At 44.3% G+C, this 13,377-nt stretch carries 15 protein-coding genes; 3 read left to right on the plus strand and 12 right to left on the minus strand.

The annotated features are described in order from the left end of the window. Positions 1 to 102: 102 nt before the first annotated feature. The 5 genes from AB6E78_RS13550 to artP form a co-directional block, all read right to left on the minus strand. Positions 103 to 612: a hypothetical protein gene (locus tag AB6E78_RS13550; RefSeq protein ID WP_372133817.1), complete on the minus strand. Its 510-nt coding sequence runs from the start codon at positions 610 to 612 to the stop codon at positions 103 to 105. A 311-nt stretch (positions 613 to 923) separates the two neighbouring features. Beyond that, entirely contained in the window at positions 924 to 1,592 is a 669-nt protein-coding gene (gene artM, locus AB6E78_RS13555; protein WP_017061823.1) for an arginine ABC transporter permease ArtM, read from the minus strand. Next, on the minus strand, positions 1,589 to 2,275 hold the full coding sequence (artQ, locus tag AB6E78_RS13560; protein WP_372056473.1) for an arginine ABC transporter permease ArtQ: 687 nt from the start codon (positions 2,273 to 2,275) through the stop codon (positions 1,589 to 1,591). The genes artM and artQ overlap by 4 nt, the downstream gene beginning before the upstream one ends. A 3-nt stretch (positions 2,276 to 2,278) precedes the next feature. Further along, positions 2,279 to 3,010 (minus strand): lysine/arginine/ornithine ABC transporter substrate-binding protein, encoded by a 732-nt coding sequence (locus AB6E78_RS13565; protein WP_017070691.1) that lies wholly within the window; start codon positions 3,008 to 3,010, stop codon positions 2,279 to 2,281. Positions 3,011 to 3,130: 120 nt separating this feature from the next. Next, complete coding sequence (artP, locus tag AB6E78_RS13570; RefSeq protein ID WP_372133816.1) at positions 3,131 to 3,859, minus strand: arginine ABC transporter ATP-binding protein ArtP; 729 nt, start codon at positions 3,857 to 3,859, stop codon at positions 3,131 to 3,133. 563 nt (positions 3,860 to 4,422) lie between these two features. Here artP and AB6E78_RS13575 point away from each other — a divergent pair. Further along, positions 4,423 to 6,258 (plus strand): ABC transporter ATP-binding protein/permease, encoded by a 1,836-nt coding sequence (locus AB6E78_RS13575; protein ID WP_372133815.1) that lies wholly within the window; start codon positions 4,423 to 4,425, stop codon positions 6,256 to 6,258. A gap of 149 nt (positions 6,259 to 6,407) precedes the next feature. Continuing rightward, entirely contained in the window at positions 6,408 to 6,872 is a 465-nt protein-coding gene (locus tag AB6E78_RS13580) for a thioesterase family protein (RefSeq protein ID WP_017061819.1), read from the plus strand. A 187-nt stretch (positions 6,873 to 7,059) separates the two neighbouring features. Here AB6E78_RS13580 and AB6E78_RS13585 read toward each other — a convergent pair whose 3' ends face one another. Continuing rightward, complete coding sequence (locus AB6E78_RS13585) at positions 7,060 to 9,315, minus strand: peptidase U32 family protein (protein ID WP_372133814.1); 2,256 nt, start codon at positions 9,313 to 9,315, stop codon at positions 7,060 to 7,062. A gap of 173 nt (positions 9,316 to 9,488) precedes the next feature. Here AB6E78_RS13585 and AB6E78_RS13590 point away from each other — a divergent pair, with 173 nt between their 5' ends. Beyond that, on the plus strand, positions 9,489 to 10,079 hold the full coding sequence (locus tag AB6E78_RS13590) for a glutathione S-transferase (protein WP_372133818.1): 591 nt from the start codon (positions 9,489 to 9,491) through the stop codon (positions 10,077 to 10,079). Positions 10,080 to 10,302: 223 nt separating this feature from the next. On the opposite strand, the gene AB6E78_RS13595 is transcribed toward AB6E78_RS13590, so the two are convergent. The 6 genes from AB6E78_RS13595 to AB6E78_RS13620 all read right to left on the minus strand — a co-directional run bounded on the left by AB6E78_RS13595 (position 10,303) and on the right by AB6E78_RS13620 (position 13,377). Further along, positions 10,303 to 10,752: a GyrI-like domain-containing protein gene (locus AB6E78_RS13595; protein ID WP_017070693.1), complete on the minus strand. Its 450-nt coding sequence runs from the start codon at positions 10,750 to 10,752 to the stop codon at positions 10,303 to 10,305. A gap of 48 nt (positions 10,753 to 10,800) precedes the next feature. After that, complete coding sequence (locus tag AB6E78_RS13600; RefSeq protein WP_010441052.1) at positions 10,801 to 11,034, minus strand: hypothetical protein; 234 nt, start codon at positions 11,032 to 11,034, stop codon at positions 10,801 to 10,803. 8 nt (positions 11,035 to 11,042) lie between these two features. Beyond that, positions 11,043 to 11,294, minus strand: a complete 252-nt coding sequence (locus AB6E78_RS13605; protein WP_137001806.1) for a Rho-binding antiterminator — start codon at positions 11,292 to 11,294, stop codon at positions 11,043 to 11,045. 170 nt (positions 11,295 to 11,464) lie between these two features. After that, entirely contained in the window at positions 11,465 to 12,097 is a 633-nt protein-coding gene (gene catB / locus AB6E78_RS13610) for a type B chloramphenicol O-acetyltransferase (protein WP_372133813.1), read from the minus strand. A gap of 93 nt (positions 12,098 to 12,190) precedes the next feature. Continuing rightward, on the minus strand, positions 12,191 to 12,922 hold the full coding sequence (locus AB6E78_RS13615) for a glucose 1-dehydrogenase (RefSeq protein WP_004733853.1): 732 nt from the start codon (positions 12,920 to 12,922) through the stop codon (positions 12,191 to 12,193). Between the two features lie 71 nt (positions 12,923 to 12,993). Continuing rightward, on the minus strand, positions 12,994 to 13,377 hold the full coding sequence (locus AB6E78_RS13620) for a nuclear transport factor 2 family protein (protein WP_017061812.1): 384 nt from the start codon (positions 13,375 to 13,377) through the stop codon (positions 12,994 to 12,996).

Here is a 13,377-nt window from a genome sequence, read left to right on the forward strand (position 1 = left end):
GTGTTCGAAAGATGGTTGTGACTCTTAACTCTATGCTGAGAGATGGCGCCATGTGGGATGAAAACACTGCCAAAAATTAATCATTGACGCCATAGTCGTTTGTTAAAAATCAGTTGTACGCTGTAGTATCTTGCCAATCTTTAAGTTCACGCGACGCAACTCGTTAGGTGTTTTTTCTAAATGCTGAAGAAAATGCAGTGAAGCACCAATTAAACTGACATGAAGCTGTCCAACATTCACATAGACTTGCTCATTGGTGTTCTTTGCTACGACATCAATTTGACCACCGTAATAAAATACGGCACGAGCCTTACCTTTTTTCACGTCCCGAGCTTCAGATGTTCCTGTGTGTAATAATGCGCACCTTGCTCCCCACAAATCATCCGCATTAAAAGGAAAAGCTTCCTCTTCCACAAACAAATAACGATTCAACCATTGTTTAAAATCACCGCCATTTGATTCTTCAGCGTCAACAGACAGCCAAGCTAAACGGTCTACCCACGAATACAAAAGAATTAAGGCTGATTCATGGTGTTTGTTTTTGAATAACACTTCCATTGCTTTATTTGAGCTTACAATATGATCACTCAATAATTTTGCATTAGTTTCCAAGTTTCCTCCTGATTTTTAACAGCTATTAGACAGAAAAATTCTGCATTTAAATATAGGATTTTTCTATCTAGTTTCATATGTACAGCAATTTACCACGATTAATCACAGCAATTCAGTGACTTAAAACATAGATAGACTCATTGAATGACAAAATGCAGAATATTTCTATATAGTATGAATTTCGCAAAAACCCCGCTCTACTAGATATAAAAACAGTACCACTACACATACCCCAAACACAAAAAAGCCTGCCATCTATGCGAACATAAATGGCAGGCTTTATACGTTAATTAAATTTGTTTGTGGCTAGCTTACGCGGCTTCGAATGCGAGGGCCTTCTTCTCTACTTGACGGAAGATCAGCGTTAGTATGCCGTTTACTGCTAAGTAGAATGCGCCAGCAATGCCGAACACGGTTAGCGTGTCGTAGGTTTGGCCGTTGATACGCTGAGCGTAGCCCATCAAGTCCATGATGGTGATGGTGCTTGCCAGTGACGTACCTTTGAAGACTAGAATCACTTCGTTCGAGTAAGCTGGAACGGCGCGGCGTAGTGCATATGGCAGTAACACTTTAAGCGTTGCTACTTTGTCCATACCTAGTGCACGACACGCTTCCCACTGCCCTGCTGGAATGGCGTTGAATGCGCCTCTGAACAGTAGCGTGCTGTATGCGGCAGTGTTCAAAGCTAATGCTAACATTGCACAGAACCAAGGTTGGCTTAACCAAGTCCACATGAAGCTTTCACGAATCCAATCGAACTGACCCGGGCCGTAATAGACCAAGAAGATCTGCACCAACAATGGTGTGCCGGTGAACAGCGTGATGATGCCACGTGTTAACCAGTGAATCGCAGGTATTCTTAGGATTAGCGTTACCGTCATCAGCAGTGACAAGATACAACCAACCAGCAATGAAGCGCCTGTAAGTTGAAGACTGGTCACTAAGCCTTCAAGCATTTGAGAGAGGTATTGTTGATTCATGCCATTGCCCCTTTGTTACCCAAACCTTGAATAGAGAACTTACCATCAATCACTTTTACCAATCTTTGTGTGATTAAAGTGATGACCAAGTAGATTGCTGCTGCTGTCGCGTACCAAGTAAATGCTTCGTGCGTTGCCGCTGATGTTAGTTGTGCTTGTTTCAACAAATCTGTTACGCCAATCAGCGAAACTAATGCAGTGTCTTTCAGTAACACTAACCATTGGTTGGTTAACCCTGGTAGTGCGTGCCTTACCGCTTGAGGCAATACGATACGAAAGAATGCACGAGACTGAGAAATACCAAGCGCGCTTGCTGCTTCTCTCTGCCCTTTGCTTATTGCTTTTAATGCACCACGTAAGGTTTGCGAAGCGTAAGAAGCAAAGATAAGTGACAGTGCAACAACACCAGATAAGAACGGGCTCACTTCTATGAAGTCGCCAGTGATCATGAACAGAACTTGTGTCGAACCAAAGTAGATAAACAGTACGACCAGAATTTCTGGTAAACCACGAACAATCGTCACAAATGCAGTCGTTGGCCATTTGATTGCAATACGACGAGACATCTCACCACTTGCAAACAAAACTGCTAGAACCAATCCAACCAATAGGCTTACGAACGCAAGCTGAACAGTCATCCAGCTTGCTTCGACGAGCCCTAAAGAGTAACCCGTTAATTCCATAAATTACTTACCGAAGTACTTGTTGAAGATCTTATCGTATTCGCCGTTCGCTTTTACTGCTGCAAGTGCAACGTTAAGCTGGTCTACAAGTTCTTGGTTGCTCTTGTTTACCGCGATACCAAAGCCGTTACCGAAGTACTCTTGGTTTGTTACTTGGTCGCCTACGTACGTTAGGTTGTCTTCTTTCTTGAACCATTCTGCTACAACGGCTGTGTCACCGAATACAGAATCGATACGACCGTTCTTCATGTCGATGAATGCATCTTGGTAGCTTGAGTAAGGTACCGCTGTTACGCCAGTCATTTGCTCAAGTAGGAAGCTCTGGTGAGTAGAACCGTTTTGAACGCCAACACGCTTACCTTCTAGTGCTGCTTGGTCTGCTACTTTGCCTTCGAAAGAAATGAATGCTGCAGAGTTATCGTAGTATGCGTTAGAGAAGTTCACTTGTTTAAGACGCGCTTCTGTGATGTCCATTGCCGAGATAGCCGCATCGTAACGTTTGAATTTAAGTGCAGGGATCAAGCTATCGAATGCTTGGTTGTGGAAAGTACACGTTGCTTTCAGCTCTTCACAAAGTGCGTTTGCTAAGTCTACGTCAAAACCCTGAATTTGGTTGTTCTCATCCATGTATTCGAATGGTGCGTACGTTGCTTCCATCGCGAATTTGATTTCTTCTTTAGCCGCTGCGTTAAAAGAAGCAAGGCCGATAAGTGAAGCTAGTAGAATCTTTTTCATTTTGTTACTCCGAATACTGTGTAATAGCGGCCTGTGGCCATTCTTATAATTTGATTGTTTTAATTGATGTTGTGTTTAGCTAGATCTAGTGAGTCAACTTTCTTTTAATAAGTGACTTACTTAATGAGTCAGATACTCGGCAAACTCAGGTGTCTGCGGATTAACGAATGAATCGCTGGTGCCGTGTTCAACGATGTACCCTTTTTCTAGGTACAGAACGTGGCTAGCAATCTTCTTCGCGAAATCGACTTCATGCGTCACGACCACTTGGGTAATGCCCGTTCCGCTCAATTCTTTAATAATGCTCACGACTTGGTTGGTGATCTCAGGATCAAGCGCCGCTGTTGGTTCATCAAACAACAACACATCCGGTTTCATCATCAGCGCACGTGCAATCGCAACACGCTGTTGTTGACCGCCAGACAGTTGAAGTGGCCAAGCGTCTGCTTTGTCGGCAAGTTGAAGTGTCTTTAGGACTTCTTGCGCTTGCTTAATCGCTTCTTGCTTATCCAAACCCGCCACTTTGGTTGGTGCTTCAATCAAGTTTTCCATCACCGTCATGTGTGGCCATAAGTTGTATTGCTGGAACACCATGCCGACTTTACGACGAAGTTTAAGCCCCTGCTTCTCTTGGATTTGGCTTGAAAAATCGAATTGCTCATTCGCAATGTCTAATTCGCCGTTGTCCGCGATTTCAAGCAGGTTCAATACACGCAGTAATGAACTCTTGCCCGCGCCGCTTGGGCCAAGCAATACCAAGGTTTCGCCACTCTCACAGTCGAAACTGATGTCGTGAAGAACTTGGGTATCACCGTATGATTTGTTGATGCTCTTTACTTGAATAGTCATGCCACAATACTGCATTAATTGTCATTTGTTGGTTATTCTATTCAATCCGAGGTTTTATGCAAGAAAAATGTATAAAAAACTACTTTGTTGAATTTTTGTAACAAATATTCCACAAAAAACAGTCGCTATAACTGGTCTTACAACCAAAACTTACAAGTCATTGATAAAGCTAATATCGAGATAAATAGCAAACGTTTTGCTATCAATTTATAAATCATCGCACGGTTGCTTGTTTATGTGTGCACTCTCCTATCAACGCTAATTTACTTGCATAAAAATTAGGGTTAAATAGCTTGGTTTCCTATCCAACTGACTGGATCAAAATGCTTAGTTTTCCTTTAAGGTCGTTTCGAATTATTCACTTAGTGTTGATGAAATATTGGAAATTGAGTTTCCTAGGGAGCGTCACAGCGCAATAAATGCTTTAATGGGTTCGATTATCAACAACAATTACTGCCCAGCGAACAACGCGCAGTACAGGCAATAAGTCATAAAGCAATTAGCCATAAGCAACAAGCAACAAGCCATCTATTTTTAAAGCGACAACACATTAAGGCAGTCATATGCAAAACGATGTCTCTTCTACGCTCGACTCGAACCAGCGACAGACTCAGCGATCGACTCAACAAGCGCCAGAACCCAAACCTGAGAAAAAAAGCCTCAGTATTTTGTTTGAGCTGAGTAAATTCATTCAGCCTTATAAAGGTCGTGTTATTACTGCGTTGATCGCGTTGATCTTCACAGCGAGCTTAACCCTTTCAGTCGGACACGGTATTCGTCTTCTTATCGACCAAGGCTTCAGCCAACAATCGTTGTCAGACTTAGGCAGCGCGATTCAATTCATCATGGTGGTGGTCGTGCTGATCTCGATTGGCACCTTCTTCCGCTTCTATTTGGTCTCTTCTGTTGGTGAGCGAGTAAGTGCGGATATACGCCTGTCGGTTTTCAATCACGTGGTGACGCTGCACCCGAGCTACTTTGAAACCAATGGCAGTGGCGACATCATGTCGCGAATCACCACGGATACTACTCTGCTTCAAAGCATCATAGGTTCATCGTTCTCTATGGCGATGCGCAGCGCGTTGATGTGTATTGGTGCAATCATCATGCTGTTTGCGACCAATATTAAGCTGACGTTGATTGTATTGGCCTCGGTGCCATTTATCTTGATTCCGATCCTTGTTTATGGGCGCCGTGTAAGAGCCCTATCTCGCCAAAGCCAAGATTCCATGTCTGATGTGGGTTCTTACGCAGGTGAGGCAATTGAGCACATTAAAACGGTGCAAAGCTACAGCCGAGAAGAGCAAGAGAAAGCATCATTCGCGGTAGAAGTGGAAAAGGCGTATGAGATTGGTCGCCAGCGTGTAAAACAGCGCGCGATTCTTATTTCTGGCGTTATCGTGATTGTATTTAGTGCTATTGCAGGCATGCTTTGGGTTGGCGGCAGTGATGTTATCAACGGCACTATGTCGGCTGGTGACTTAGCGGCGTTTGTGTTCTACGCAATTATGGTTGCTTCATCGTTAGGTACGATTTCTGAAGTGATGGGTGAACTGCAACGCGCGGCAGGTGCGACCGAGCGATTAATCGAGGTCCTACAAGTTGAAAGCCATATTGTTGCGCCAGTTGCGAATCCAACTTCGCTTGCTAACGTAACGCCAGAAGTTGCATTTGATGATGTGACCTTCTGTTATCCATCAAGACCGGACCAACCCGCAACAAGCAACCTCACGCTTACTGCCCATGAAGGCAAAGTGTTGGCACTGGTTGGCCCGTCTGGCGCAGGTAAAACTACCCTGTTCGAACTGCTGCAACGTTTCTACGACCCACAAGTGGGTAAGGTCACCTTAGGCGGTGTTGAACTGAATCAGTTTGATCCTAACGAGCTAAGAAAGCAGATGGCATTGGTACCGCAACAACCTGCTCTGTTCAGTAACGATGTGTTCCATAACATTCGCTACGGCAACCCGCAGGCAACAGACGAGCAAGTGATCGAAGCGGCGAAGAAAGCGCACGCACACGAGTTCATTCAAAACCTACCTGATGGCTACAACAGCTTTCTTGGTGAACGTGGTGTAAGGCTTTCTGGTGGGCAGAGACAACGTATTGCTATCGCACGTGCCATCTTGAAAGATCCAAATATTCTATTGTTGGATGAAGCAACCAGCGCACTAGACAGTGAAAGTGAGCATCACGTACAACAAGCGTTAGAAGAGTTAATGCGTGGCAGAACGACGATCATTATCGCCCATCGATTATCAACAATTAAACACGCCGACCAAATTGCGGTGCTCGATAAAGGACAACTAGTAGACATCGGCGACCACCAGTCTCTCATCAATAGCTGCGAATTGTACCAACGCTTGGTTGAGCTGCAATTCAAACACCTTAGTGCCTAACTATTGAGTGGATGTGCAACTAAGTCACTGACATTGTGTGGTTTCAAGCTTCAAAAACTTAAATCACGCGTGTTGCAGTTTTGTTAATTTAGCGGTAGGGTTTTTATTCCAATAACAACTTATCCCTACATAACAATAAGAGAGTTCGCATGGAAGCACTATTATCTGACTACCCGGTAGTAACAGAAATCCCTGTCGCTTGGGGAGAAATGGACGCACTCAATCACGTTAACAACGCTGTATATTTTCGCTATTTCGAAACCGCTCGCTTAGATTTTTTCAAGCACGTCGAGCTGATGGAAGAGATGGCGATTACCAAAGTTGGTCCTGTTCTTGGTGACACTTACTGTAAGTATTTCCGCCCAGTCACGTATCCAGATACCTTGATGGTCGGCTCACGTGTTACCGATATTCAAGATGACCGATTCACCATGGAATACGCGATTGTCAGTAAGGCTCAACAGAAACTGACGACCGTTGGCACTGCGACTATCGTGATGTTTGATTTTGCTTCGAACCAGAAAGCCCTGCTCTCGCTGCGCTTAACCAATGAAATCGAAAAGATGAACACGTTGAAAAGCCCATGCTTCAAACAAGAAGCCGTGACAGAATAACGTATTCGTTGGTTGAGAAAGATTCAGAAAGTTTCAGACATTAAAAAGGCCACTCGATTGAGTGGCCTTTTGTTTATTGGTTCAGAGTGCTTATAAGCGGTTGAGCGTTATAAACCTTGAACGCTCTTTGCGTTAGAAGCTATAAGCCTTACAGCCCATAGACATTGAACCCTATAAACCTTGTACGCTATAGACCTTGCACGTACTGAGCATTAGTTCGAACTTCAACCATCTGCTCTAGGTTCTGTTGTGAACCTTCAACGCCGTTCAGTAGCGCTTCGAAATGCTTGATAAGCTCAACTTTGTCTTTCACTTCTTTAGAACCTGCACCGATGTTGGTTAGGTCAATGAAGAACTCGTCGAACAGACCAGAGAAGTCAGTTACTGCGTCGTGGTTCAAGAACTGCTCGTGGTTGTAAATGCTTGGGTAGCCACCCTTCTGTTTATCAACCGCAAAAGAGATGCCTTTCACGTTGGTAATCGTGGTCGCTTTCTCACACTTCAACATACAACCTGCTTCGATGCTTGGCTTGTTACAACCCACGGTTCTTTGGAAGAAACACTGACGGCTGGTCATCATCAAGATTGGGTGGTAAATGCTGTAGAACAGTTTGAAGTTCTCTGGGCGACGAATATGACGAATCTGACCTTTGTTGATCTCGTTCGAAATGAATGCGCCTGCACAGTTCAGCTCTTCTTTCAGAGTAACCAGTGCGTGAGAGTTGGTCGTGTTCATGAACGGGCCTGCAACCCACTCAATACCCATCTCGTAAGCTTTGTAAGCAATACCCGTGTTGTTGGTTACGATGCGAGCTGGCTTGATCTCTTCAAGAATACGAACCGCTTCGTCGTAATCTTTACCGATCAATACCGCTGGGAACCAAGGAATCAAACGTGGGTTTGCTGCCAAGATGTCGATGTACTTGTTACAACGCTTCTTGAAGCTTTCTGGAAGTTTGAAGTAAACATCCGCGTCAGTCACGTCACACAGGTGTAAGTCTTCTATATCGGCGATAAGCATCGACATAGTCGGCTTCTCGTTCACTTTAGGGTGCTGAGGCAGTGCTGGCACTTCAACGTGCTTAATCACTTCCACAGAGCCGTTCAGAATGAAGTCGATCTCGTCTTTTAGGTCTGAAACTTCTTTTAGAGGAATCAACAAGCCTGCATCCACTTCACTGAAGTCGTGGCTTTCTAGCGTGTGAACTGCACTCTTCACGTTTTTGAATCGCTTCTCAAGTAGCTCTTGAGTAATCGCCTTCTCTTCAACCGCTTTCAATAGCGATTTAGATTGAAGAGTAAAGTTCTCTTTTGGCGTGTTCACAGTCACCGTAAATGGTTGACCCACTTTTACGCTGAACGACAGTGCTACTGGTGTCTTGCGAATATCAAGGAACTCGATCTTGTCACGCATTTCGTTACCAAGAACGTCTTTCGCTTGGTGAAGTTCGTTGGTCACTTCTTGAATCTGTACAACTGAGATTTCGTTGTTCTGCTCCGTCGCTTTTTCAACAGCGTAGTTCATGCTGTTGTCGCGCGGGTTATCGATGAACATGTCTTTCGTTAGGTTGCCCTTTAGGAAAGAGTTGGTGAAATCACGGTTGAATACTTTGTGTAGGTTCGAATCGTCTTCGATCAACAAACCACTTTCTACAAAGCTATCAATCTGTTTACGCCATGTGTCTACCACAGTGTAAACGTAGTGTGCGCCTTTAATACGGCCTTCTACTTTCAATGAGTCGACTTTCGCATCAACCAATTCAGGTAGGTCGTAGTAAGCTGAGTTATCTTTCAGGTTAAGTGGGAACTTGTTGCCCGCGTTGGTGATTTCGTACTCATCACGACACGCTTGGCTACAACGACCACGGTTACCTGAGTTACCCACACTTACTGAGCTTGAGTAACATTGACCAGAGAATGCGATACACAGAGCGCCGTGTACGAACACTTCGGTTAATACGTCGTGATCGTGTGCCACTTCCGTCAGCATCTTGATTTCAGGCAGGTTCAACTCACGAGACAAGTTAACGCGCGTCGCGCCAATCTTAGACAAGAACTTAATCTGACCTTCGTTGTGCGTAGTTAACTGAGTCGACGCGTGAACGTCTAACGATGGGAAATGCTTCTTAACCAGGTTGAATAAACCCAAGTCTTGAACAATGATGCCGTCCACTTTGGTGTTCACAAGCTGGTTCAGCAGTTTGGTGATGCTCTTAGTCTCGTGCTCCAGTAGCACAACGTTAAGAGTCAGGAACACTTCACAGCCGTATTCATGAGCAAGGCGAATCACACCATTCAATTCGTCTAACGACAGGTTAGAGGCTCTGTTACGAGCGTTGAATGTGTCTAAACCACAATAAACTGCATTAGCACCCGCTACGATGGCGGCTTTTATCGCTTCTACATCGCCACCTGGGGCTAATAACTCAATTTTTCTGCTCATTTTTGAAGTCGCTCACTTACTTATAATTTTTAAGCCGCGTATTCTACCCACATCACGATCTCTTTACCACCGTACAACACTTTTCAAACTAAATGACCTCAATAATGCCGAACGAATCCGATCTACCTATCCTTTATTCTTTACGCCGTTGCCCTTATGCAATGCGCGGACGAATGGGCATCGCACTATCACAGCAAAAAGTGTTACTTCGAGAAATCATTACCAAAGACAAGCCTAGCGAACTATTGGCCAGTTCGCCAAAAGGAACAGTGCCTGTATTGGTGTTACCCAATGGACAAGTCATTGAACAGAGCTTGGATGTGATGAACTGGTCACTTCAACAAAACGATCCTCAAGATCTTCTGCGTTCAAGCAATCCAACGCTTAGCGAACAAGTTCAGCAGCTCATTAAAACCAACGATGAAGAATTTATTGGTCACTTAGAAAGGTATCGTGCATCGGTTCGTTACCGAAACATCGATGTTGAACAACGCCGACAAGCCTGCGAAACCTTCATTAAGCAGTTAGAAGTGCGACTTACCGATCAGCCCTACTTTTTTGGAGAAAGCCCAAGCTTGGCCGATTTTGCGGTGATGCCTTTCGTCAGTCAGTTTGTGCGAGTCGAAAAGAAGTGGTTTGTGAAATCGGAATATCAAAACGTAGGACGTTGGTTAAGAGCGCACCTTGAAAGTAAGCTCTACACCCAAGTCATGAAGCAATACCCTTTGTGGAATGAAACCAAGCAAGATTGTCTTTTTGGATAACTTAAGAGAATTTTGGGTGACTTAAGGGTATCTAGGGTGATCTAGGGGAATTCTGGAATAGATAATTCCTAGGTATTAAAGTAGTTACGTGACACTGTATCTTCTTTGTAAAGAACAGATATTCAAAGGCTTAACTGGGATTCCGTTGTCTCTTTACCGGTAACTACTGTCTCTTAACTGGCAAACACAGTCTAAGCTAAGCCTTTTGTTCATTTTAACCTGATCACTGAATCGCTATCGAAATCTCGACTTCAGTTTCACCTTTGTATAGTTCAAAATCTGTCGTGTAAGTTCTCACATGTGGGCAGTCAGCAGCGCTGAAATACGCCCACACTTCACCCCATAGGTCGATCACAGCTTGTGGTAATTCACCTTCAGCAGAAAACGTTAAGTATTTACCTGCTTGTATTTCGGTTTCTACAAGCGTATCAACATTCTGATCCGTAAGTGCATTAGTACACGCGATAACATCAAATTCGCCCGTAAAGTCAGACTCGTAGTTAGTGTAAACGCCATACACTTTTGAATCCGGTGTTAATTTCGGAAATGCTTGGTCAAAAAAGCCCTGCCACAATTGACCTATCTTCGCTTTAGTTGGGTCAACCTCATCCTGATTAGTGGTTCTTACTGAAAACCCATACGCCTTTACGGCTTCAATCGTTTCTACTTTCATTCGTTTTATCCCTAAGCCAACGATGGTTTGAGCATATTGAATCGATACCTAATCTTCAATCTCTTTGTGACCACACTTCTCACACACTATATGACGAGAAAATTCGTCCATAGATGCGATAAATGGGCCAAGAAACCAACCTTTTATCATGCCTGCCCAAAACTCGCTTCGCTTTTGGTTAGGTTTCTCTGCAAACGCACTCGTCTTTCTGACCAACACCACAACGTGCTGTGTATCTTCTCGGCATGCGGTGCAATAGCATTGTTCTATGGTGTTATTCATTTGAAAGCCTATGACGTTTTGAATGAAATCTGCTGAAAATGAGGGTTGTCGACACAAACTTCTAGTGTGGAAAGGTCTGTGAGTACGACAAGTTGTTCTAAACCTTGAATACTGACCTTAATGCACTCTTCACGGCTATCATTGCGTTGAGTATCTAATCCGACACATTCAATCTGCTCGCCAGATTTCAGCGTTAATTTGATTGGGTATCGGTGCATACACACAATCTCAATATAATCGTAATCGTTGCAACTAATCATAATACCCTTCCAATTCATCCACCACGCTAATGCGACATGCCATACTATTCAATATCTTTACAATCAATAAGTTACTCGTATCACAATCGCATTGCCATAATCAGATTATTGAGTAATTTGTTAAATTTAATCTCGTTCTCACCATTCACATTTCATCTGTGAACGACAATTTAAGGCTTCAAGAATCCTTTCCAATAATGGTACAAACCACCAATGTCTGAAGAACACATTAGCGACATTGCGCCTTTGATTTGTTCTTCGCTCCATTCCCACCATTTCATTTCTAGCAACTGAGCGATTTCAGTCTCATTGAAACGATAACGGATATGGCGTGCTGGGTTTGAACCGACAATCGAGTATGGCGCGACATCTTTAGTCACAACCGCTCGACTTGCGATGATGGCTCCGTCACCAACCTTAACACCACTCATGATCATGGCTTCTGTACCAATCCACACATCGTTACCAATCAAGGTATCACCAGAGCGTTCAAAGCCGTCTATCGCACCTTCAAACTTCTCATCGTCTTGATAGAAAAACGGGAAGGTACTCACCCACTGGTTTTGGTGGCCTTGGTTGCCCGCCATCATAAACACGGCGCCAGAACCAATCGAGCAGTAGCTGCCAATGATCAGCTTATCGATGTCGGTTCTATCCGGTAATAGGTAACGCGCACAGTCATCAAAGCTGTGGTTATGGTAGTAACCCGAGTAATAGCTGTGCTCGCCCACGATGATGTTTGGGTTGGTCACTTGTTCTTTGAGTGACTTTCCAACAAACGGGCTTTCAAAATAGTTTTTCATGGTTGTACTCTTAGTTTCGTTCTTTTAGTTAGGTACTTTTGTTGCGTGTTGATGGTTGTAACTTGTTTATATTAGTGTAAAGGCCAACGTGCCCTATCGACCGCCCGCAATATCAATAAATGAGCCGGTTACATAAGAAGCTTCGTCTGACAGTAACCACGCGATAGAGTTAGCGACCTCTTCTGGCGTGCCACCTCGTTGTAATGGTAACTGCGAAGCTAGTCTGTCTACGCGATCAGGCTCTCCGCCGTCTGCGTGCATTTCAGTGTAGATACAACCTGGCCTTACACCATTCACTCGGATATTGCGTGAAGCCAATTCAAGCGATAAGCCTTTGGTCAGTGAATCCATCGCACCTTTGGATGCTGCGTAATCCACATACTCAAACGGTGCACCTGTGCGAGAAGCGGCAGACGATACATTCACAATCGAACCCGCGCCATCAGCTTGTTTGATAAAGGCTTTACTGCACAGAAAGCAGCTTGATACGTTGGACTTCATCACCTTTTCAAAGCGATCCAATTCAATATCAACCAATGGTGACTGGGTAAACAAGATCCCGGCATTATTGACCAAATGAGTCACTGGGCCTAGCTTGTTACGAGCAATCTCAAACAAAGATTTCACATCCGATTCAACAGACACATCCGCCCGCACGCTTATCGCGGTTCCGCCTTGTTCGCGAATCTCGTTCACTAGATCTTCAGCTCGCGACTCATTGTGTATAAAGTTAACGCATACGGCATAGCCTTTACTGGCCAATAATTTAGACGTCGCTGCGCCAATACCTCGGCTCCCGCCTGTTACAATCACTACCTTGCTCAATGAAACCTCCTAATGTTTACTTATTCTGTGCAACCTGATTGTTCGTGACAAACTGATCGTATCGATACAAACTAATTGTTCGATACGATCTGAACCCACTGCGATCGCCACGCCGGCGCTTCGAATGGGTCTGGCCAAAACTCAGTTTGCTTTTGAATTAAACCATCAACCACCGTGTGAAAGGTAATCACTCGGCCTTTCAACACACTGTCAGTGACCGAAACGTCCGTGACTACCGTATCACCTTCACAGACAATCGAATTGAGCGTGAATTCCCAAACACCATTGGCTGGGTATTCAGTATTGATTGCAGTGAAGTTGTCGCGCCCTAACGTCAATTCAGACGACTGCGGCCAATAGCCTTCAAAATCTGCGGTTAGCCATTCACCTGCCTTTGCAAAATCATTACTGCGCATTGCATCCCAAAATCCCAATACCACTTGTTTTGGTGTCAT

It is taken from the genome of Vibrio sp. 10N.247.310.98 (assembly GCF_041467395.1).
GTDB classification, from domain to species: Bacteria; Pseudomonadota; Gammaproteobacteria; order Enterobacterales; family Vibrionaceae; genus Vibrio; species Vibrio crassostreae_C.

Coding starts and splice junctions, on each gene's coding strand:
- artM (WP_017061823.1), bottom strand. CDS start 1,592: ATGAATCAACAATACCTCTCTCAAATGCTTGAAGGCTTAGTGACCAGT.
- artQ (WP_372056473.1), bottom strand. CDS start 2,275: ATGGAATTAACGGGTTACTCTTTAGGGCTCGTCGAAGCAAGCTGGATG.
- AB6E78_RS13565 (WP_017070691.1), bottom strand. CDS start 3,010: ATGAAAAAGATTCTACTAGCTTCACTTATCGGCCTTGCTTCTTTTAAC.
- artP (WP_372133816.1), bottom strand. CDS start 3,859: ATGACTATTCAAGTAAAGAGCATCAACAAATCATACGGTGATACCCAA.
- AB6E78_RS13575 (WP_372133815.1), top strand. CDS start 4,423: ATGCAAAACGATGTCTCTTCTACGCTCGACTCGAACCAGCGACAGACT.
- AB6E78_RS13580 (WP_017061819.1), top strand. CDS start 6,408: ATGGAAGCACTATTATCTGACTACCCGGTAGTAACAGAAATCCCTGTC.
- AB6E78_RS13585 (WP_372133814.1), bottom strand. CDS start 9,315: ATGAGCAGAAAAATTGAGTTATTAGCCCCAGGTGGCGATGTAGAAGCG.
- AB6E78_RS13590 (WP_372133818.1), top strand. CDS start 9,489: ATGGGCATCGCACTATCACAGCAAAAAGTGTTACTTCGAGAAATCATT.
- AB6E78_RS13595 (WP_017070693.1), bottom strand. CDS start 10,752: ATGAAAGTAGAAACGATTGAAGCCGTAAAGGCGTATGGGTTTTCAGTA.
- AB6E78_RS13600 (WP_010441052.1), bottom strand. CDS start 11,034: ATGAATAACACCATAGAACAATGCTATTGCACCGCATGCCGAGAAGAT.
- AB6E78_RS13605 (WP_137001806.1), bottom strand. CDS start 11,294: ATGATTAGTTGCAACGATTACGATTATATTGAGATTGTGTGTATGCAC.
- catB (WP_372133813.1), bottom strand. CDS start 12,097: ATGAAAAACTATTTTGAAAGCCCGTTTGTTGGAAAGTCACTCAAAGAA.
- AB6E78_RS13620 (WP_017061812.1), bottom strand. CDS start 13,377: ATGACACCAAAACAAGTGGTATTGGGATTTTGGGATGCAATGCGCAGT.